Raw genomic sequence first — 19,627 nt, 5'->3', positions numbered from 1 at the left:
CTGTCGGTTCGTTAAATGTGGATCAAGGGTACCTTGTCGCCCAAAAAAAGTCTCGCTAGGGTCGGTCAGGTTGCTTGCTAACGTGGGCCAGCTCGCTCACTAGTGCCGATCAGGTTTTTCGCTAGTGTCTACCAGGTCGATAATCCTGCAGCCACTGGCGCAGCTCGCTGGCGTGGCGGCGGCTAACCGGTAGTTCGCCAAGCCCACCACGCAGAACCAGAATCGCCTGGCCGCTGGCGTTGCGGTGCAGTGCCTGAATAAATCGTGTGCCAACCAGGGTATTGCGGTGCACTCTTAACAGGTGGTCGCCATAATGCTGCTCAAGTTCTTTGAGAGTGTAATCGCACAATACGTCACCTTGTAAGTGGTGGAGGGTGACGTATTTTTGGTCAGCCTGGCAGTAGATCAAGGAGGTTAAGTCGATCAGTTCGGTGCCGCGATATGTGCGCACCGCCAGTTCGACTGCGGTCGGAGCAGTGCTGGTTGGGGGCTGCTGCCGGCGGTTGGTTTTTGCGGCCCGTTGCAGCGCCGTGGCCAGGGCGTCTTTGCGTACGGGCTTCATCAGGTAGGCAGATGCGTTTACCTCAAAAGCCTGTAGCGCGTAGTGATCATAAGCGGTGCAGAAAATGACCGCGGGTGGGCGCTCAAGCTGGCCCAGGTGGGCGGCAACGTCCATGCCGTCGGCGCCGGGCATGCGAATGTCCAGCAATACAATGTCCGGCTCCAGTTCGGCAACGGCGTGCAGTGTACTGCCGCCGTCGGCCGCTTCACCGCAAACGCAGTACCCGGGAAGTCCTTCGACTAGTCTCCTCAGGCGGTCGCGGGCCAGGGGTTCGTCGTCGGCAATCAGAATTCTCTGGTGGATCATAGGTTTTTTGTGGCGCTTCTTTTCATAATGTTTGTCGCTGCGCTTCTATTAACGATGTGCGTCGCTGCGCTCCCTGAGGGTCTACTTGCTGCGTGGGGAGGCGTAGGGTCACGGTGTAAATGTCGCCCTGATGGCTGTGTTTGAGCACCGCGCGGTCGCCGAATAACGCCTGGATACGGGCCTGAATGTTGTCCAACGCCATGCGGTTGCCGTCGTGGCCGCCGTGGCCGGGTTCGGGTTTTGGGTTCTGCACGAGCAAGTATACAAAATCGCCGCTGGTCTGCGCTTCTACGCGCACAATGCCGCCTTGGGCACGGGGTTGAATTCCGTGGTAAATGGCGTTCTCAATCAGTGGTTGCAGGGTTAGGGGCGGAATGGCCTGGTTTTGCAAGCCGTCAGCGATATGCCACTGCAGTTGAAGGCGGTCCCCCAGGCGCAGGACCTCAATATCCAGATAGCGTTGGCAAAGTTCCAGTTCGCGCTGCAGTGGAATCAGCTGTTCGCTGGTGCGCAGGCTGGCGCGGAAAAGCTCTGACAGGTCCAGCACCGCGTCTTCCGCCCGCTGGGGGTCGCTGGCGATAAGGCTGGCGATGGTGTTCATGCTGTTGAATAAAAAGTGGGGTTGAATCCGGCTCTGCAGCGAGCTTAAACGTGCTTGCAGTTCGGCTTCCTGTTGTTGTTGCCATTGGTGCTGAAGATAAAAGTAGCGAAGCACCATTAAGGTAATCAGCAACGCCAGCAGCATTTTTTTAGCAATGTTATGCCATTGAGGTGCGCCGGGCCCGGGATGCAACACCCGGTCAGCAAACAGGCTGAAAACGAAGACATCCGCCAGCACCAGAACAACAATGGCCAGCGTTGCGCTGGCCACCGACAGTTGCGCCAGGCGCGGACGCAGCGGGCAAATCATGGCAATGCTGGTGAGCACGGTCCACTGTACAAACAATGACAGCAAGCCAAAATACCCCCAGTCAATCCAGCCTTGCTGCACTTGCACCATCGCCAGTGCCAGCACCAGCAGTTCGCTGGTAACGAGTAGCATGAACAAGGCCCGCACCCTGCACAGGTCTGGCACAAAAAACCGCGAATCCGCGGCAGTCGCGCTGTTACCGGGTGTCTGCTTTAACCGGGTCAGAATGTTATGCTCCTGCTACGTTTTATTTATCCATTTTGGCCCTGTGACCTCGGGCTGCCAGTAGGAACTATAGATCATGTTTTGTACGCACTGAAGTGTTCGCTGTAACTGAGAATTAACCCCGGTCTTTGTCTGGGAAATGATCGGACTGCACGGCAAGTAAAAGCATATTTCGGAAAAGGCTAAGAACTGGCGTATGAGTCCATATAAGCCCATACCCATCACGAATAATTCTGCACCGGTTTTAGCTGGCGCAGGTGATCAATTTACATCAAGATAGTTTACGTACCCAAGCGGAACTCGTAATGCAGCTGACCAGGAATGACCGTGAACCTGCAATATTTTGCATGCCGTGGGGTGTTTCTTGTGCGGGGTTTTGCAAAGCTACTGTATTAATTGTTTCTTCATACGGCTTGGTTGTCCCAGGCTTTGCTGAGTGCAATATAACGTTGCGCTGGGACGATGATCCACCTTACTTCGTCGCTTACGGTAATAACGTTGCAGGCATCGATGCCGATGTCAGTCGTGAGGTCATGCGGCGACTGGACTGCAATCTTTCTCTGATTAAGCTTCCCTGGGCGAGGGCGCTCGCAGAATTGAGTCAGGGGCGTGTGGATATGGTCTCAGGTGCCTATCACACTCCCGAGCGGGAGCATTACGCGTATTACGCAAATACAGTGCCGACGGTCTCTCCCAATCTGTTGTTTATTCGCCGTTCTGACAAGGCTGACTTCGGTTTTTCCGGGTTAAAAGAGGTACTGGGTTCAGATTTCAGGTTAGGGGTGCAAATAAACGTATCTTATAGCGAAGAATACGACACCCTCGTCAAAGATCCTGACTACGAAAAAAACATTGAGTACACGTCACAACGACAAGCGCTCTGGCGAATGTTGGCACTTAATCGCGTCGATGGGGTAATTGCAGATAAGTTAACGGCTTTATACGAAATAAGGGCGTTGGGACTTGCCGACCAGATCACCGACAGTTCGATAGTTGTCTCTGACAAAAACGCTCATTATATTTTTTCAAAAAATTCTGTCAGCTCAGAATTTGTCGCAAATTTTGATCGTGCTCTGGAAGCGATGCAGAATGACGGCACGTATTCCGCCATCGTACATCGTTACGTTTGCCCTCCTGTCGTTATATTCCAGGGAGTTCGGGATATCTACCATTTCTGTCGTGATTTTTCAGCGCCATAGGATGTTCCCGGTGGCCGCAAGGTAAGGTACCTTCGAGGCCGCTTCCGGTCGCAACGACATGACGTTTTTCAGGTTGCTATTTAACGCTCTGCAAGGCCAGGCAGAAGCACCAAACTCTGCAGTTTCGGAACCGCAGTCAGGGCTCGGGTAACTCCCGGCGTCAGGCTATTTTTAACGCCGGGTTCAGGGCATTGATTATCCTTTACCCGTCAACGTACGGATAGTGTCCGACGTGATGTTTGGCAAGGCCCGGTCACGCGCCGACATTTAGAGCGATTCTGGGATCTTGAGACGTTACAATGTAGGAAAGTTCACGCTAAAAATCGCGAAAACTGCCACTTTCATGATTTCTCATGAGGTTAGATGCTCGCCGGTCAATTACATGTAACAGGAGTACTGAAACGATGACGGATAACAAATCGCCGGAGCAGGCCTTAAGCTCGGAAAAACCTTGGGGTGGACGTTTTACCGAGCCTACTGACGCCTTTGTAGAGCGCTTTACCGCCTCTGTCGGTTTTGACCAGCGCCTTTATCATCACGACATTACCGGCTCTATTGCCCATGCCACCATGCTGGCAGCGGTGGGTGTTCTGACCGACGAAGAGCGCGACACCATTCTGGAAGGGCTGAAGGCGGTGAAGGCCGACATTGAAGCTGGGACTTTTCAGTGGTCGGTCAGTCTGGAAGACGTGCACATGAACATCGAGGCGCGGCTGACCGACCGCATCGGCGTTACCGGTAAAAAGTTACACACCGGCCGCAGCCGTAACGACCAGGTGGCCACCGACATCCGGCTTTATTTGCGTGACGAGATTGACGTGATTGCCGAGGAGATAAAACGACTGCAGGCCGGGCTGCTGAACTTGGCTGAACGCGAAGCCGATACCATTATGCCGGGCTTTACCCACCTGCAAACCGCGCAGCCGGTGACCTTTGGCCATCATTTGTTGGCTTGGTACGAAATGCTGGTGCGCGATGGTGAACGCCTGCAGGATTGCCGTAAGCGGGTGAATATCATGCCTCTGGGCGCCGCGGCACTGGCGGGCACCACGTATCCGATTGACCGTGCGATGACAGCCCGGCTGCTGGGCTTTGACCGCGCTTCGGAAAACTCCCTGGATTCGGTCAGTGATCGCGATTTCGCCATTGAGTTCTGCAGTTTTGCCGCGCTGTTGATGACTCATCTGTCGCGCTTCAGCGAGGAACTGGTGCTGTGGACCTCTGCGCAGTTTGATTTCATCGATTTGCCAGACCGCTTTTGTACCGGCTCCTCGATTATGCCGCAGAAGAAAAATCCGGACGTGCCAGAACTGGTCCGGGGCAAGACAGGCCGGGTGAATGGCCATTTGATCAGTCTGCTTACGTTAATGAAAGGCCAGCCGCTAGCCTATAACAAAGACAACCAGGAAGACAAAGAGCCGCTGTTTGACACCGTAGACACGGTGAAAGGCTGCCTGAGAGCCTACGCTGATATGATGCCGGCTATCACGGCCAAGGCCGACAATATGCGGGTAGCAGCCAAGCGTGGCTTTTCCACCGCGACGGATCTGGCCGATTATCTGGTCAAAAAAGGCATGCCGTTCCGCGACGCCCACGAAGTGGTGGGCAAGTCTGTTGCCTTTGGCGTAGAGCAGAAGCGCGATTTGTCAGATATGACACTGGCGGAGCTACAGTCTTTTTCGGGTACTATCAGCGAAGACGTATTTGACGTGCTGACTCTTGAAGGCTCGGTGCAGGCACGTGACCATCTGGGTGGCACCGCGCCGGCGCAAGTTCGGGCAGCCGTTAAGCGCGCCCGTAACGCACTTAAGCAGGGTTGAGATAATGGGTCTGAAATTCCCCGCGGTTGTTAAAGTCGTAGCGCTGTTAAGCCTTTTGTTGGTGGTCGGGCTTTCAGGCTGCGGCCAGAAAGGCGATCTCTACCGCGAAGCGCCTAGCCAGGAACCCTTAGCACAAAACGCGGAGCCGACGCCTGTGCCCATATCAGAAACATCGGGTCAGGCCCGTTAATTCAGGAATTTTTATGGATTATTTCATTTATAAGAATGATGAGCTCTGGGCCGAAGATGTGCCGCTGGCGCGCATTGCAGAGCAACACGGCACGCCGGCCTATGTATATTCCCGAGCGACTCTGGAACGCCATTACCGGGCTTACGACAACGCTCTGCAGAATCACCCGCATCTGGTGTGTTATGCGGTAAAAGCGAATAGCAATCTGGCGGTATTGGACGTGCTGGCCCGCCTGGGCGCGGGTTTTGATATCGTATCCGCCGGTGAGCTGGAACGGGTGATCCGGGCCGGTGGCAACCCGGCCAAAGTGGTTTTTTCCGGCGTTGGCAAGCAGCCCTGGGAAATGCGGCGCGCGCTGGAAGCGGGTGTGCGTTGTTTTAACGTAGAGTCTGACACCGAGCTGGACCGGTTGAACGCCATTGCCGGTGAGCTGGGCGTGAAAGCGCCAGTATCGCTGCGGGTAAACCCCGACGTAGACGCTGGCACTCATCCTTATATCTCTACCGGTCTGAAAGAAAACAAATTCGGTATCGATATTGACGTCGCGCCGGCGGTCTATGCCCGTGCAGCCAGTTTGCCCCACCTGGATGTGCGCGGTGTGGATTGCCACATTGGCTCACAGCTAACCACGGTGGCGCCATTTCTGGACGCTCTGGATCGGGTTCTGGCACTGGTGGACAGTCTGGCAAAGCAGGGGGTCGAGATAAAACACCTGGATTTGGGCGGTGGCCTGGGCGTTACCTATAACGATGAAACACCGCCGCAGCCCGGCGAATACGTGGAAGCGATTCTTGAGCGTCTGGGCGATCGCAAATTGGAACTGATTCTGGAGCCGGGGCGCTCAATCGCCGCCAACGCCGGCGTGTTGCTGACCCGTGTTGAATTTCTGAAGTGTACAGAGCACCGTAACTTCGCGATTATTGACGCCGCCATGAACGATCTGATTCGTCCTGCGCTCTACGGCGCCTGGCAGGCTATTGTGCCGGTGGCCCCCCATAGCAAGGGCGACGAAAAAGTCTGGGATTTGGTGGGCCCAGTGTGCGAAACCGGTGATTTTCTGGGTAAAGATCGCCAGCTTAGCCTGAGCGCCGGCGACCTGCTGGCGGTGCGTTCGGCCGGGGCTTATGGCTTTGTGATGAGTTCCAACTACAACACCCGTAATCGCCCGCCTGAACTGATGGTCGATGGCGATAAGGTACATGTGGTGCGCCGCCGCGAAACTTTGGAAGAACAATTGGCTCCCGAGAGTTGCCTGCCATTATGAGTGACGACGGGGAGCTGTTGGTCAGCGTTGACGGGCCGGTCTCCCGGCGCGGCGCTGGCGGCGCCTTTGTTGGTAGTCCGAGCGCCGCTTCTGGTGGCAATGCGGGCGGCACTCTGCGTTTTACAAAAATGCACGGCCTAGGTAATGATTTTATGGTGGTTGACGCCATCAGCCAGATGTTTCGCCTGCGCCCGGAGATGATTCGCGAGCTGGCCGATCGCCATTTTGGCATCGGTTTTGATCAGCTGCTGGTGGTGGAGCCGCCAGGGCTGCCGGATGTGGATTTTCGCTATCGGATTTTCAATGCCGACGGCTCGGAAGCGGAGCAATGTGGTAATGGAGCCCGTTGTTTTGCCCGTTTTGTGCGCGATCAGCGCCTGACTAACAAAAAAGTGATGCGGGTGCAAACAGCGGGTGGCATTATTGAGCTGCGGGTGGGGAAAGACGGGTTGGTGAAAGTCGATATGGGCGTGCCAAGGCTTGAACCCGCCATGGTGCCGTTCAGCGCTGAAGAATTTGCACCGGTTTACAACGTAGACGTAGATGGCCAGAACATAGAGTTGTCGGCGGTGTCTATGGGCAACCCCCACGGCGTTCTGGTGATTGACGACGTCGACAACGCTCCGGTGGCAACGCTGGGGCCGCTGTTAGAGAAGCATTGGCGCTTTCCTGCCAAAGCCAATATTGGGTTTATGCAGATTGTGGATCGCAGCCATATTCGCTTGCGGGTGTTTGAACGTGGTTGTGGTGAAACTCTGGCTTGCGGCACTGGCGCATGCGCTGCGGTTGTTGCAGGATGTTTGCGGGGTTTGCTCGATCCGCAGGTAGAAGTAGAACTGCCCGGAGGCCAGTTGATTATCGAATGGCAGGGGCCCGGAGCCGCTGTTATGATGGATGGCCCCGTTGCCAACGTTTTTGAGGGCCAGCTGCGACTGCCCGCAGAGCCTGGCATTCGCCGCCGTAAACCCGCCAGAACCGGCAGGCAACGATCCTGACACCAGGAGCACACGATGACAGATTCAGCGGCCCGCCAAGAGGCCGGCGTTCCAAATGCAGAGCAAGTGGCGCAATACCTGCGTGACAACCCTGATTTTTTTGTTGGACAGAGCGACCTGCTGCGCGACCTGACTTTACCCCACGATAGCGGGCGGGCCATTTCGTTGGTTGAGCGCCAGGTTCATCTTTTTCGCGAGCAGCGAGACACTCTGCGTCATGAGCTGGTTGAGTTAGTGGGCATCGCGCGCCAGAATGACCAGCTGTTCCAGAAGAGCAAACGCTTGCTGATGCAGATTATCGAAGCCAAAAATCTGAACGACATGGCGGCGGTGATTGACGACAGTATCCGCGGTGACTTTGGTCTGGACGCGGTCAGTATAATTCTATTTACCGATGGCCCCCTACCGCAGGCGGCTAAAGGCGCCCTGCATGTGGTGTCGCCGGCGGAAGCGCACAAACGGCTGGGTAATTTGCTGGATGGCGGTCGCGCAGTGTGCGGCCAGTTTCGCGAAAGCGAGCGCGCTTTTTTGTTCCCTGATCGCGACGAGCCGGTTGCCTCGGTGGCTCTGGTGCCACTGCGCAACCATGAACTTGTCGGTGTGTTTGCCATTGGCAGCTGTGTACCGAGTTATTTTGACCAGAGCATGGGTTCGCTGTTTTTAAGTTATATCAGCGACACTTTAAGCCGGTTACTACCGCCAATGGTACAGCGCCACTTGGTAGCATTGCCGCTAACCGACATTGCCGAGTCTCGTTGACCGATGCTCTGGGCCGGTGACAAACCTCGACACACTGGCCTGTTTCAGGGTGTTGACGGCTTCATTCGCCACCTGGCCTCTGAAAAACGCCTGTCACCGCTCACCTGCGAGCATTATCAGCGAGATCTGCTGCGCCTGCAGCGCTGGCTTCAAGAGTGCTATTTAAAGCACTCGCTTAATCAATCTCAAGACGACTCTCAAAAACACTCTCAAGAGCACTCGGAAGCCAGCTGGCAAAACCTCAGCAGTCACGACATCCGCCGTTACGTTGCACACTTGAGCCGTGCGGGCCTGAACGGCCGCAGCATAGCCCGCCACCTTTCAGCCATACGCCGTTTTTACCATTACTTGTTGCGTGAAGGTCTGGCAGAAAATAGCCCGGCGGAAGGTATTAGAGCGCCAAAAAGCGGGCGGCGGTTACCTGTCGTTGCCGATGTAGACCAGCTAACGCACCTGTTGGATGCCCAGGCGGACGATCCGTTGGAATTGCGGGATGTGTGCATTTTTGAATTACTGTATTCTTCCGGTTTACGGTTGGCAGAAGTCGCCGCTTTGGATTTGGCCACGGTAGACCTGGCAGCCGCTCAGGTAAAAGTGACTGGTAAGGCCAATAAGCAGCGCGTTTTGCCCGTTGGGCGACCTGCCCTGGCGGCGCTTCAGGCTTGGTTAGCGGTGCGGCCAGGGCTTGCGGGTGCCGGGCAGCAGGCATTATTTGTCAGCCGCCGCGGCGACCGCCTTAGCCACCGAAGTATTCAGGTGCGACTGGCGCGGTGGGGCGTGGTAAAAGGCGCCGATCAGAAACTGCACCCGCACATGCTGAGGCACTCATTTGCCAGCCACTTGTTGGAATCCAGTGGCGATCTGCGGGCGGTTCAGGAGTTGTTGGGCCATGCGGACATTGCGACCACTCAGGTCTATACTCACTTAGACTTTCAACACCTTGCCAGTGTGTATGACCAAAGTCATCCAAGAGCAAAACGGCGACGAATCAATCATGAATAAGCCGATCAGCACACGGCCTTGTGACGCGCAGGAGGTCCCATGAGCGCAGAGTTGTCTTGGAAAGACCAATATCTACGGGAGTTGGATGCGGCCGAACACCGTGAGCAACAGTGGCAACAGCACCGCATGTTGCTTGAGCGAATGCTGGTGCGGACCAGCTTGGGTCTGAAGGGGCAGTCTGGCGAGCTTGACCAGCTATTAGATAGCGTTCGTGACCAAGTACGTAGTCCCTCTATTGACGTTGAGCGCTGGGAGGCGTTGCAAACAAAGATTGATTGCCAAATGGTGCTTCTGGAACAAGCGGAATTTGCTTCACAAGGTTCTGATGCTTGCCCTACCGCAGATTCTATGGACTTGGGCCAGGACGGCGAGCGCCTGCGTATTGCACGCCGTGTTGGCCAGTTAGTGGAACAAATCGTCAGCGAGATACCGATAAGTGCAGAAGCGGAAAAAAAAGCCCGCGCTCTGCAGCAGATTCTGCTTTATAGCGAAGATTGGAGCGCGTTGCGTAAAGGTCTGCGCGATGTGGCTGAATTGGTGATGATGGCTATTAAGCAATGCCGCGCCCAGTTTGACGAATTTATTCAACAGCTTGACCATCGCCTGGCCGTGCTGCGCCAGAGCTTTGTAGCGCATACGTCCGCACAAAGTGGCCGGCTGAGTGCATCAGAGGCGTTGGGCCGGGATTTGCAGGGCGGGATAACGCGCCTGAGCCAGCACATTCAAAGCAGTAACAACCTCGATCAGCTGAAACATTCTGTGGCTGCTCATCTGGACGACATAGCCCAGTCAGTCGTCCACTTTCGCGAGCGCGAAAGTGAACGTGAAAAAGCCCTGGCGACTCAGCTGGAAACCATGCAGCAGAAAATCGTCACCATGGAAACCGAGTCTGAGCTGATGCGCGAACAGGTTCTTAAAGAGCGCCGGCGCGCCAATACCGATATGCTCACCCAGCTACCCAACCGTGACTCCTGGCACGACCGCCTGCAACTCGAGGTCGAGCGGTGGCAACGTTATAAAGGTGAAATGACAATTGCCATTGTCGATATCGACCTCTTCAAGCGCATTAACGATTCTTACGGCCATAAAGCGGGCGACAGGGTGCTGCAACTGCTGGCGCGGGAGTTGAAAAAAGGACTGCGGTCGACAGATTTTATCGCCCGTATTGGCGGTGAGGAATTTGTGGTGTTGCTACCGGAAACCACAGGTATCCAGGCCAAACAAGTCATTGACGGCTTACGCGCCAATGTCGCAAAGTTGCCGTTCCACTTTAGTAATCAGCCGGTTACCATTACCTTTTCGGCAGGGATTGCGAGCATCAGAAGTGGCGATGACGAAGATACCCTGTTTGAACGCGCCGACCGCACGCTTTATATAGCCAAGAATGCCGGCCGCAACCAGGTTAAGATCAGCGCGGACTAAACGGTCCAAGTCCGCTGTTATTTCGTTCAGCTCAACCAAACCAAACCTTTGAGGAACCTCAGTGAAGGCTGCGCATGTTCTAATTTTGTGCTGGCTGTTAAGCGGGCTTCATACTCCGCTGCGCGCCGAGCCGGCGAACATACTGGGTGCTCCGGTTGTAGTCGGAGCCCCGGCTGCCAGCGCCAGCCCGTTTAACGACCCTCAGCTTGCCGCTCAGCCGCCCCTGGGCCTGGCGCCGGAAAGCGCCGACCGGCTTTGGTTGGCCGAACACGAGCGGGTGACCGTGTCGGTTAAGGCGGAGCAGGTGCCGCTGGCGTTTAATACCGGGAGCGGTTCCCTGGCTGGCATCTATATCGATTACCTGGCCAAGCTGTCGATAAAATTGGGCGTGCCGGTAGAGCCACGGCCGCCGGGTAGTGACGTGGATGCCGCACTGGTGACCCGTTTCAGCGATGCGCCTCCAGCCACCGATTTTGTGTATACCCAGCCCTTGATGTCGTTAACTTATGGCTTGTTCGCCCGCGCCGGTGACGGCATTATTCGCAACCTGGCAGACTTGGAAAACAGCCGGGTGGCGGTGATTAGCAACGATGTGAATCAATACCCGCTGCTTGATCCCGTGGAGAACTTTGAACCAGTTATGGTGGCCGACGTTGCCGAGGCGGTGAACGTGGTGCTGTCAGGGCAGGCGGTTGGGTTTTTGGGGCCGGTGCCGGTTGTATCGGATTATCTGCAATCGGCGCGCGTGAATGGCATTAGCCTGGCTGTCCTGCCAGACCAGAAAACCATTGATGTTGTGTTGCGGCTACCCGCGAGCGAAGCCGAATCACCCCTGTTGCGACTGCTCAACGACGCCATAGCCCGCATTGACCGCAACGAGCACCGCCAAGTGCTGGAAGCCTGGCTGACCACGGAAGTGCCGCCCCAGGAAAAGCCCGGCAACGACCTGTCAGCGCGGGATTTGGCCTGGCTCAAGGGCAACTCCAATTTGGTTGTGGCCTACCGCACAGATTGGCCGCCATTCGAGTTTCAGCAGGATGGAAAGCCCGCGGGCCTAGTACCGGATTTGATGTCGCGGCTGGAAGCCAAGCTGGGCGTGCGCTTTCAGAACACCGCGCCGGTTGACCGGTTGCAGGCTGAAGAACAGCTCAAAACCGGCGAAGTGGATATTTTGCCGGGCATTTCACGCACTCCCCGCACAGAACAGGATTTTCTGTTTACCCGGCCCTACCTGACCGTACCTATTGCTCTGGCGATCCGCGACGACGGCCGTTTCATCGGCGATTTGCGTGAACTACGCCAGGAAAAAGTGGGGGTGGTGAATCGCCATGCCGCTCACGATTACCTGTTGATCAATCATCCGAATCTGAATATCTATCCGGTGACCAGCGTGGAAGAAGGCTTGCTGGCGCTGTCGAACGGCGATCTGGACGTTATGGTAACGCACATTCCGGCGGTCAGTTACACCGTAACCCGTCTAGGGTTAACCAATCTGCGCATTACCAGCGTGACGCCCTATGAATACGAATTGCGATTGGCGGTGCGCAAAAACAATCCTGATTTGCAACGCATTCTCAACAAAGCGTTGAGTAGCATGGAAAGCGTGGAAACCGAATCCATTTACAACCGCTGGATTCACCTGGATATCGAACAGGCGACCGATTACACCGTGGTGCGCCGGGTGATTCTGCTGGCGGTGGTGGTGGTGCTGATATTCTTGTACTGGAATCGCAAACTGTCGCGGGAAGTGGACGAGCGAATCCGCTCGGAAAACGCGCTGCGGCGCAGTGAAGATGAACTGCGGGCGGCTAAGCTTGAGGCCGAGCGGTTGGCGCGGGAAGCGGAAGCCGCTAGTCTGACAAAAAGTGAGTTTCTGGCCAACATGTCCCACGAAATTCGGACCCCGATGAACGCGGTGATCGGCTACAGCGATTTGTTGAGCAATACGGTAACAGACCCACAGCAGCGTAATTATCTGGACGCCATTCGCGCCGGTAGCCGCGCATTGCTGATGCTGATTAACGACATTCTGGACTTGTCACGAATTGAAGCGGGCAAAATGCGGCTGGATTATGCGCCGGTGTCTATACGCAGGATGCTCGGCGATGTGTTGCACATTTTCGACCTGCGTGCCCGGGACCAAGGCGTTACCCTGGAGGTCAGCGTGGGTAAGAAGATGCCGGCAGCGCTGATGCTGGACGAAACACGCCTGCGCCAGGTGCTTTTCAACCTGGCGGGTAACGCTATAAAATTTACCCACGAGGGTGGGGTGACGGTACGCGCCAAGGCCAGCCCCTTACCAAAGCAGAGCTATCCGCCGGGCACCAAACCCGGAGAACCCGAGCACCCGCGCTACCGGCTGGAAATTACTGTCACTGACACCGGAATCGGTATTGCGACTGACCAGCAAGAGCGAATTTTTGATGCCTTCGAGCAGCAGGAAGGCCAGAACTCGCGGCGCTACGGCGGCACTGGCCTGGGGTTGGCCATCAGCCGTAAACTGGCGCTAATGATGGGCGGAGAACTGACCCTGAAAAGCACCCTGGACGAAGGTTCAGTGTTCAAGCTGATTCTTCCTGACGTGGCCTCAACCGGCGAAGAAGTCGAGGAAGAAGGCAAGCCGGAAGAAGGTGAGCGCCTACTGGCGCAGACTTTGAGTATGCAGGAGCGGGGTTGGTTGCGGCAGCAGTTGGCGGAAGATTTTGGTGACGAGTGGGAAAGCGTGCGCAAAAGCGGTGATCCGGAGAAAATGCGCGATTTCGCCGAACGCCTGGTGGCCTGGGGCCAGCGCTACCGTTCGCACTCGGTATCCAGCTATAGCGAAAAGCTGTTGGCAGACGTGTTGGCATTCAACCTTGATGCGGTGAATAGTTCATTAGAGTCGTTCCCGCGTCTGCTGGGCCAGGATTAAGGGCAGGGTAACTCGTCATTCTGATTCGATAGCAGAGGTAGCAGCATATGTTCCAGCTCATGTTTAAAGGCGAGTGTGTTGCAGACACTGACCCTGCTGCAGCTCGCAGTAATGCGCGGCAATTATTTAAGGCCAATGATACCCAGCTTGACCGCATGTTCAGCGGCAAGCCGGTGGTTATTCGCAACCAGCTCGACCAGGCCGAGGCCGAAAAATACCGCGCCTTACTGCAAAAGCACGGCATGCGGTCTTACGTTCAGGCTATGGTACCTGTGCAAGCCGGCGCGCAAGCGCAACCAGCGCGTTCAAACCTTGCACCGCAGTCCGCCGCTGCTCCCCAGCCACCGCAGCGCAACGCCCGTAGCCCCTTCGCGATAACTCAGGCGAGCGCCAGTGGCCTACCTATCGCTGGCGAGCGCACCGATGCGGTGCTGGCGGGGTCCGCGTTGACTCTGGACCCACCGGGCGTAACCCTAGCTGAGTCCGTGCCGGTAGAGGTCCCGAGTTTTGATCATCTTGATGCCTGGACCCTGGCACCGGCCGGCAGCGATATCGGCAGCAAAGACGAATTGCCACCGCCGATCGTGCCCGATACGTCGCACTTGGCCGTAGAGCCGCTGCCGTCTGGTGACGATAACCAGCGCTGAAATCGCTATCGGCTAGCGGCTTCACAGCAGCGGCGCGGCCAGGCGTATGGCACGGCAGGTAATTCGAAACGCCAGGGAACGGTCGCGATAATCGCGCTCGTCCATCAAGTGGGACTGTTTGAAGTCCTCGGTCAGCATCGCGTCCACTTCTTCTACAAACGTGCCTGATGTGTTGATTGCGGTAATTTCAAAATTCAGGCGCATTGAGCGGTTGTCCAGGTTTGCCGTGCCGACAGCGGTGTAGCGGTCGTCCACCAGAATCACTTTTTGATGCATGAACCCGGGCTGATAGCGATAAATCTGAATGCCGGCCTGGCAGGCCTGTACCAGATAGGAATAGGCCGCTAGGCCAATGATGCGGCTGTCGGATTTTTCCGGAATCAAAATTCTGACGTCTATCCCTCTCAGCGCCGCCAGCTGCAACGCGTTCATCACCTGAACATCGGGCACAAAATAGGGTGATGCAATCCACACCCGCTCGCGGGCGTTGTTGATGCAGTTGAGAAAAAACAGAGTACAGCTTTCCCAGCTGTCGGCGGGTCCGGTGGGCAGAATCAGAATTCGCTCGTCACCCGGGGTTTTGTGATGGGGTGCCCAGTTCAGCTCTGGAAAGGTGTCGCTGGCCCAGTTCCAGTCTTCTAGCCAGGCCAGTTGTAGCCCGGTTACCGCGGGGCCTTCAATACGGCAGTGGGTGTCGCGCCAGGGTTCTTGGTCCATAGCTGCGCCCAGATACTCGTCTGCCAGATTGATACCGCCAACAAAGCCTACTTTGCCATCACACACCAAAATTTTGCGGTGATTGCGAAAATTCATTTGAAAGCGCCAGCGGCGTACGTTGCCATCGCCAAAGGCGGCGGTGTGGGCGCCCGCTTGCGTCAGCTCCCTGATGTATTTGCGAGGCAAGCCAAAGCTGCCGATATTGTCGTGCAAAAACCACACTTCCACCCCTTCTGCCAGCTTGCGTTCCAGAATGGACTTTATGCGCTGCCCAACACGGTCAGAACGCACAATGTAGAACTCCAGCAGGATGTAGTGCTGGGCGTTTTCCATGCAGTCAAACAGGGCGTCGAAAGTCGCTTCGCCGTCGCGCAATAAAGTGCTGTAATTGCCTTCGGTAAACGGCTGGCGAGCCAGCTTGCTGAGTACCTGAAGTTCGTCGCTGAAATGTTCGTGCGCTGGTGAGCATAACGAGGTTTCTTGCTGTTCAAACCGGTTCAGCAGATTGGTCAGCGCCTCGTCGCCCATGCGTCGCGCTTTAATGTACCCACCAAAGCGTGAACGCCCAATGAGTAAGAACAACGGCAAAGCAATCCACGGCAGCGCCAGCAAGGCGATAACCCAGGCCAAAGCCCCTTGAGCCGTGCGATAAGTCATTAGAATCCGGTAGATGCACACCAGAGATGCCAGATACACCAGAGTAACAATAACGGCAATCAATGAGAATTCGGGCATCTAGATTCCTGTATCGGTGTGCACCGCAAGCGCAGCGTTGTAATGGGCCAAGATAGCATGGCGCCTGTCATCAACCACATTTGTGGTTCTGCGTAGACAGTGCAGCCGATCTAAGAAGTGCAGGATCTTTGTCGATGCGGCTGTTCCAGTGCTAATCTAACGGCCAAAAGCGCCGTAAGGAAATCTCTGATGACTGTTGAACTCAACGCCCGCCAAGCCGGACCGGATGAATCCGGGCGCTTGCCATTAATCGTATTGCACGGGTTGTTCGGTTCGCTGGACAACTTGGGCGGAATAATCCGTCGTTTGGAAGACCGTTGGCAGATTCACGCCCTGGATCAGCGCAATCACGGCCAGTCGCCCCACACCGACACCATGGACTATCCATCCATGGCGGCGGACGTACTGGCCTATATGGATAAGCAGGGCCTTGAACGGGCTTGCGTGCTGGGCCATTCCATGGGTGGCAAAGTGGCGATGCAGCTGGCATTACTGGCGCCAGATCGAGTTGACCGGGTGATTGTTGCCGATATTTCGCCGGTGGCTTACAAACCGCGCCACGATGCCATTCTTGAAGGGCTTAAAGCCATGGACTTGAGCGCGGTAAGCTCGCGCACCGAGGCGGACCGACAGATGGCAAACTTTGTGGACGACGCCGGCGTTCGCCAATTTTTGCTGAAAAACCTGGAACGGATTCCGAAGGATCAAGCGATTGAAGGCGGGCCGGTTTTTCGCTGGTTGCTGAACCTGGCGACAATCGAGCGTTGCTATTCGCAGCTCTCCGATGCTCCGCAAGGTGAAGGCCCGTTTGAAGGGCCGGTGCTGTTTATTAAAGGCGCCGATTCGGCGTATCTGCAAAGCAAGCACAAAGACATCATTTTGCAGCTGTTTCCCAACGCCAGCGTAAAGGTGATTGAGGGCACAGGCCATTGGCTTCACGCCGAAAAACCGGACACCTTTGCCACCTTGTGTGTGGACTTTCTTGCCGCCGACGATTGAGTCAATATAAGGCTAAGCGTGATGTCTTGAATCAAGGGACACGCTGCCTTATCTGATACACTCGAAATGTGCAGAGTTCACTATTATCTCTGCCAAACGATGACTGACCCCTTTGCCGGAGCACCCCATGGAAGACACCGTTAACACCAGCATGCGAAAAGTAGTTTACGAAGAGTTTGGTGACCGTGATGTTTTGCAGCTTGTTGATGCTCCAGTGCCTGAGCCTCAGGCGGGCCAGGTGCTGATCAAGGTCCACGGCGCCGGGCTTAACCCGATTGACTGGAAAACCCGCAAAGGCTTGGGTTTTGTGGCCAAGCAGCTGAGTGAACAAGAGCTGCTGCCATGGACACCGGGTTACGATCTGGCCGGTGAAGTTGTAAGCGTCGGCGATAGTGTGACCACTTTGGCACCGGGGGACCGGGTGATGGGGTTGGTAGGTTTCGCCCTGACGGGCGGCGGCTACGCCAGCTATGTGCTGGCCCAGGCGGATGAATTGGCCATTGTGCCGGAAAATCTGGATTTGGTGACTGCCGGGGCGTTGCCGTTGGCGGCGCTGACTGCCTGGCAGGCGTTATTCGAGGTGGCTGACCTGCAGGCCGGTCAAAAAATTCTGATTCACGCCGGTGCCGGAGGCGTCGGGCACTTAGCGGTGCAATTTGCCCTGACCCAAGGCGCCCACGTTATTGCGACCGCCTCAAAGGCTAATCACGATTTTCTTGACGGTCTGGGTGTGCACGAAATCATCGATTACACGACCACCGACGCGGCTCAGGAATGTTTTGGCCTGGATGTGGTGTTGGATCTGGTAGGCAGCGACGCCGGCCGGCGCTCGTTAAACTGTCTGGGTGAAAAAGGTGTGTTGGTAACGGTGCCCACTGTGACTGCAGATGTGATTATTTGTGCCGCCGAAGCCATGGGCCTGAGAGCCCACGGCATGACGGTGCGCCCGGATGTGTTTCATCTTGAGGAAATCGCCGAGCTGATTGAAGATGGCGATGTCACCGTTCATATCGAAAAGGTGTTTTCACTGGCAGAGGTAGCGGCCGCCCATGAGTTGCTCGAAGGCGGCCACGTTCGCGGCAAGCTGGTACTGGACTGCCGCGACTGATTGGTTATTTTGCGCCGTTAACTTCGGCGTTATCACGGTCTTTGCGTTCCTTGCGCTCTTTCGGTGCGCGGGCCGGAACGAGGCTGATCAGCGTGGAATCTTCATCGGGCTTGAGTTTGTCCATGGATTTCACCGGCGTAATGCGGCCTTTGCCATCAAACCTAAACAGTACCAGGGCCTGGCTCTGGTGCTTGTCCAAAAATTTTTGATAGCTGAATTCATCGCTTAGCTCGGTGGTTTTTACCGAGTAGCCTTGGCTTGCCAAGCTGGCCAGCTTGGCGTAGCTGACGCCGTTGAAAAGGCCGCGTGTCTGTTGGATTTTTTCGGCTGTTTGATGACGCGCTTTCTGGTCCTGATCGCCTTCTGCCAGGCTGTACACGCTGTTGTCACCAAACCAGTCCAGAAAGTGATAGGTGGCCAGGGAATTCATGTGTTTGTAGGGTGAAATGACCAGCAGGTTGCCGACTCCGGTCAAATCCAGCTGATTAGAGGCGTGCTCAGACACCGGGTTACCAAAGTACACCTGCAGATTTTCCATTCGCGCCTGGCGCACGTTCTCCCAGTTGGTGTCCGCAAGAACCACCGGCACCTCGTGTTTCTTTAAAGCGAGGCCAATCATTCGCGCCACCGGGTTAGCCCCCAGAATCAGAAATCCGAACTCCGCCGGCTCCGTTACATTCAGCAGGTTTGCCAGCGGCCGAGCGGTCAGGCTCTGAATGGTTACGGTGGCAATAATTAACATGAAAACCAACGGTACCAGAGCGCCCGCGCCTTCATAGCCCACTTTTTGCAGTTGGAAGGCGAACAGTGCAGACACCGCCGCGGCAACAATGCCCCGCGGTGCTATCCAGCTTAAGAACAGTTTTTCGCGCCAGTTCAGACTGGTACCAATAGCCGATAGAAAAATGCTCAGAGGCCGCGCTATCAGCATCAATATGGCCAATACCCAAGCCAGGCCCCAGCCCAAATCGGCGATGGCAGAAAATTCGATGCGCGCCGCCAGAATGATAAACAGCGCGGAAATCAGCAGTACGCTTAGGGATTCCTTGAACTCCAGAATACTGTCGACCGGCACCTGCTTCATGTTGGCCATCCACAAACCCATGATGGTTACCGTCAGCAGGCCGGATTCATGGGCCAGTTCGTTAGACAGCGCATACACGCCCAGCATGAAGGTCAGCGTGCCGGCATTGTGAAGGTATTGGGGTATCCAGTGTTTACGCAACACCTGACCGTTCAGGTAGCCCGCTGCGGCGCCAATCAAGGCACCTACTGCAATGGTTTTGGCGAAAATATACAGGGAGTGACCAAACACGTTGCCCTGGCCCCAGGACACAATGCCTTCGAACACCAGTACTGCCAGCAGGGCGCCAATGGGGTCAATAATAATGCCTTCCCATTGAAGAATGTTGGCCAGTTTTGAACTTGGCCTTACCGAACGCAGCAGAGGGGCTATCACCGTGGGGCCGGTGACAATGGATATGGCTCCAAACAGCAGAGCGATTTCCCAGGAAATGCCCAGAATATAGTGCGCCGACAAGGCGCCGATGGTGCCGGTAACAATCGCGCCAATTGGGAGCAAATTGCGAACCATTTTGCCGTGGCCACGAATTTCGGCAAAGCGCAGCGTCAGGCTACCTTCAAACAAGATAATGGCCACAGCCAGTGACACCATCGGAAAGAGTAGGTCGCCAAACACATCTTCGGGGTTCAAGTAGCCCAGCACCGGGCCCGACGCAATACCGCCGGCCAGTAAAAACAGTATGGCCGGCATGCGTACGCGCCAGGCCAGCCATTGGCAAAACAGTGATAGCACACCGATAGAAGCGAGCAGCAAAACAGTGCTTACGGGCATA

General features: G+C 55.9%; 16 protein-coding genes. 12 read left to right on the top strand and 4 right to left on the bottom strand.

Going from position 1 to position 19,627, the window contains the following annotated elements:
• Positions 1-121 precede the first annotated feature (121 nt).
• On the bottom strand, positions 122-868 hold the full coding sequence (locus tag MIH18_RS09680) for a LytTR family DNA-binding domain-containing protein (protein ID WP_249007474.1): 747 nt from the start codon (positions 866-868) through the stop codon (positions 122-124).
• Between the two features lie 22 nt (positions 869-890).
• Complete coding sequence (locus tag MIH18_RS09675) at positions 891-1,910, bottom strand: histidine kinase (RefSeq protein ID WP_249007475.1); 1,020 nt, start codon at positions 1,908-1,910, stop codon at positions 891-893.
• 398 nt (positions 1,911-2,308) lie between these two features.
• Here MIH18_RS09675 and MIH18_RS09670 point away from each other — a divergent pair, with 398 nt between their 5' ends.
• The 10 genes from MIH18_RS09670 (at position 2,309) to MIH18_RS09625 (ending at position 14,212) form a co-directional block, all read left to right on the top strand.
• A complete protein-coding gene (locus MIH18_RS09670; protein WP_249007476.1) occupies positions 2,309-3,202 on the top strand; it encodes a transporter substrate-binding domain-containing protein in 894 nt (297 codons plus the stop codon).
• A gap of 404 nt (positions 3,203-3,606) precedes the next feature.
• Positions 3,607-5,022 carry an argininosuccinate lyase gene (argH, locus tag MIH18_RS09665; protein WP_249007477.1) on the top strand — a complete coding sequence of 472 codons (1,416 nt, stop codon included), beginning with the start codon at positions 3,607-3,609 and terminating at the stop codon, positions 5,020-5,022.
• 4 nt (positions 5,023-5,026) lie between these two features.
• Entirely contained in the window at positions 5,027-5,212 is a 186-nt protein-coding gene (locus MIH18_RS09660) for a lipoprotein (protein WP_249007478.1), read from the top strand.
• Positions 5,213-5,225: 13 nt separating this feature from the next.
• Positions 5,226-6,476 carry a diaminopimelate decarboxylase gene (gene lysA / locus MIH18_RS09655; protein ID WP_249007479.1) on the top strand — a complete coding sequence of 417 codons (1,251 nt, stop codon included), beginning with the start codon at positions 5,226-5,228 and terminating at the stop codon, positions 6,474-6,476.
• Positions 6,473-7,471: a diaminopimelate epimerase gene (dapF, locus tag MIH18_RS09650; protein WP_249007480.1), complete on the top strand. Its 999-nt coding sequence runs from the start codon at positions 6,473-6,475 to the stop codon at positions 7,469-7,471. Before lysA ends, dapF begins: the two co-directional genes overlap by 4 nt.
• 15 nt (positions 7,472-7,486) lie before the next feature.
• Positions 7,487-8,230 carry a DUF484 family protein gene (locus MIH18_RS09645; RefSeq protein WP_249014409.1) on the top strand — a complete coding sequence of 248 codons (744 nt, stop codon included), beginning with the start codon at positions 7,487-7,489 and terminating at the stop codon, positions 8,228-8,230.
• 3 nt (positions 8,231-8,233) lie between these two features.
• Positions 8,234-9,232, top strand: a complete 999-nt coding sequence (xerC, locus tag MIH18_RS09640; protein ID WP_249007482.1) for a tyrosine recombinase XerC — start codon at positions 8,234-8,236, stop codon at positions 9,230-9,232.
• Between the two features lie 39 nt (positions 9,233-9,271).
• Positions 9,272-10,654, top strand: coding sequence for a GGDEF domain-containing protein (locus MIH18_RS09635; RefSeq protein ID WP_249014408.1), 1,383 nt, complete (start codon positions 9,272-9,274; stop codon positions 10,652-10,654).
• A gap of 61 nt (positions 10,655-10,715) precedes the next feature.
• Complete coding sequence (locus MIH18_RS09630) at positions 10,716-13,565, top strand: transporter substrate-binding domain-containing protein (RefSeq protein WP_249014407.1); 2,850 nt, start codon at positions 10,716-10,718, stop codon at positions 13,563-13,565.
• Between the two features lie 47 nt (positions 13,566-13,612).
• Entirely contained in the window at positions 13,613-14,212 is a 600-nt protein-coding gene (locus tag MIH18_RS09625; protein WP_249007485.1) for a hypothetical protein, read from the top strand.
• A 21-nt stretch (positions 14,213-14,233) separates the two neighbouring features.
• Here the strand turns inward: MIH18_RS09625 and cls are convergent, their stop codons facing one another.
• Entirely contained in the window at positions 14,234-15,664 is a 1,431-nt protein-coding gene (gene cls / locus MIH18_RS09620; RefSeq protein ID WP_249014406.1) for a cardiolipin synthase, read from the bottom strand.
• 189 nt (positions 15,665-15,853) lie between these two features.
• Between cls and MIH18_RS09615 the strand changes: the two genes are divergently transcribed.
• Together MIH18_RS09615 and MIH18_RS09610 are read left to right on the top strand one after the other, a co-directional pair.
• Entirely contained in the window at positions 15,854-16,663 is an 810-nt protein-coding gene (locus MIH18_RS09615; RefSeq protein ID WP_249007487.1) for an alpha/beta fold hydrolase, read from the top strand.
• A gap of 127 nt (positions 16,664-16,790) precedes the next feature.
• Positions 16,791-17,771, top strand: coding sequence for an NADP-dependent oxidoreductase (locus MIH18_RS09610; protein WP_249007488.1), 981 nt, complete (start codon positions 16,791-16,793; stop codon positions 17,769-17,771).
• 4 nt (positions 17,772-17,775) lie between these two features.
• On the opposite strand, the gene MIH18_RS09605 is transcribed toward MIH18_RS09610, so the two are convergent.
• Complete coding sequence (locus MIH18_RS09605) at positions 17,776-19,626, bottom strand: sodium:proton antiporter (protein WP_249014405.1); 1,851 nt, start codon at positions 19,624-19,626, stop codon at positions 17,776-17,778.
• Between the last annotated feature and the right edge of the window lies 1 nt (position 19,627).

This window comes from Marinobacter sp. M3C (genome assembly GCF_023311895.1).
GTDB lineage: Bacteria > Pseudomonadota > Gammaproteobacteria > Pseudomonadales > Oleiphilaceae > Marinobacter.
The sequence above is the reverse complement of the archived record's forward strand: the minus strand, read 5'-3'. Positions and strand labels throughout refer to the sequence as shown.

Excerpts from the sequence above, each read along its gene's own strand:
- cls (WP_249014406.1), bottom strand. The coding sequence starts at position 15,664 with ATGCCCGAATTCTCATTGATTGCCGTTATTGTTACTCTGGTGTATCTG.
- lysA (WP_249007479.1), top strand. The coding sequence starts at position 5,226 with ATGGATTATTTCATTTATAAGAATGATGAGCTCTGGGCCGAAGATGTG.
- MIH18_RS09605 (WP_249014405.1), bottom strand. The coding sequence starts at position 19,626 with ATGCCCGTAAGCACTGTTTTGCTGCTCGCTTCTATCGGTGTGCTATCA.
- MIH18_RS09675 (WP_249007475.1), bottom strand. The coding sequence starts at position 1,910 with ATGCTACTCGTTACCAGCGAACTGCTGGTGCTGGCACTGGCGATGGTG.
- MIH18_RS09645 (WP_249014409.1), top strand. The coding sequence starts at position 7,487 with ATGACAGATTCAGCGGCCCGCCAAGAGGCCGGCGTTCCAAATGCAGAG.
- MIH18_RS09625 (WP_249007485.1), top strand. The coding sequence starts at position 13,613 with ATGTTCCAGCTCATGTTTAAAGGCGAGTGTGTTGCAGACACTGACCCT.
- xerC (WP_249007482.1), top strand. The coding sequence starts at position 8,234 with ATGCTCTGGGCCGGTGACAAACCTCGACACACTGGCCTGTTTCAGGGT.
- MIH18_RS09615 (WP_249007487.1), top strand. The coding sequence starts at position 15,854 with ATGACTGTTGAACTCAACGCCCGCCAAGCCGGACCGGATGAATCCGGG.
- MIH18_RS09635 (WP_249014408.1), top strand. The coding sequence starts at position 9,272 with ATGAGCGCAGAGTTGTCTTGGAAAGACCAATATCTACGGGAGTTGGAT.
- dapF (WP_249007480.1), top strand. The coding sequence starts at position 6,473 with ATGAGTGACGACGGGGAGCTGTTGGTCAGCGTTGACGGGCCGGTCTCC.
- MIH18_RS09670 (WP_249007476.1), top strand. The coding sequence starts at position 2,309 with ATGCAGCTGACCAGGAATGACCGTGAACCTGCAATATTTTGCATGCCG.
- MIH18_RS09680 (WP_249007474.1), bottom strand. The coding sequence starts at position 868 with ATGATCCACCAGAGAATTCTGATTGCCGACGACGAACCCCTGGCCCGC.
- MIH18_RS09660 (WP_249007478.1), top strand. The coding sequence starts at position 5,027 with ATGGGTCTGAAATTCCCCGCGGTTGTTAAAGTCGTAGCGCTGTTAAGC.
- argH (WP_249007477.1), top strand. The coding sequence starts at position 3,607 with ATGACGGATAACAAATCGCCGGAGCAGGCCTTAAGCTCGGAAAAACCT.
- MIH18_RS09610 (WP_249007488.1), top strand. The coding sequence starts at position 16,791 with ATGGAAGACACCGTTAACACCAGCATGCGAAAAGTAGTTTACGAAGAG.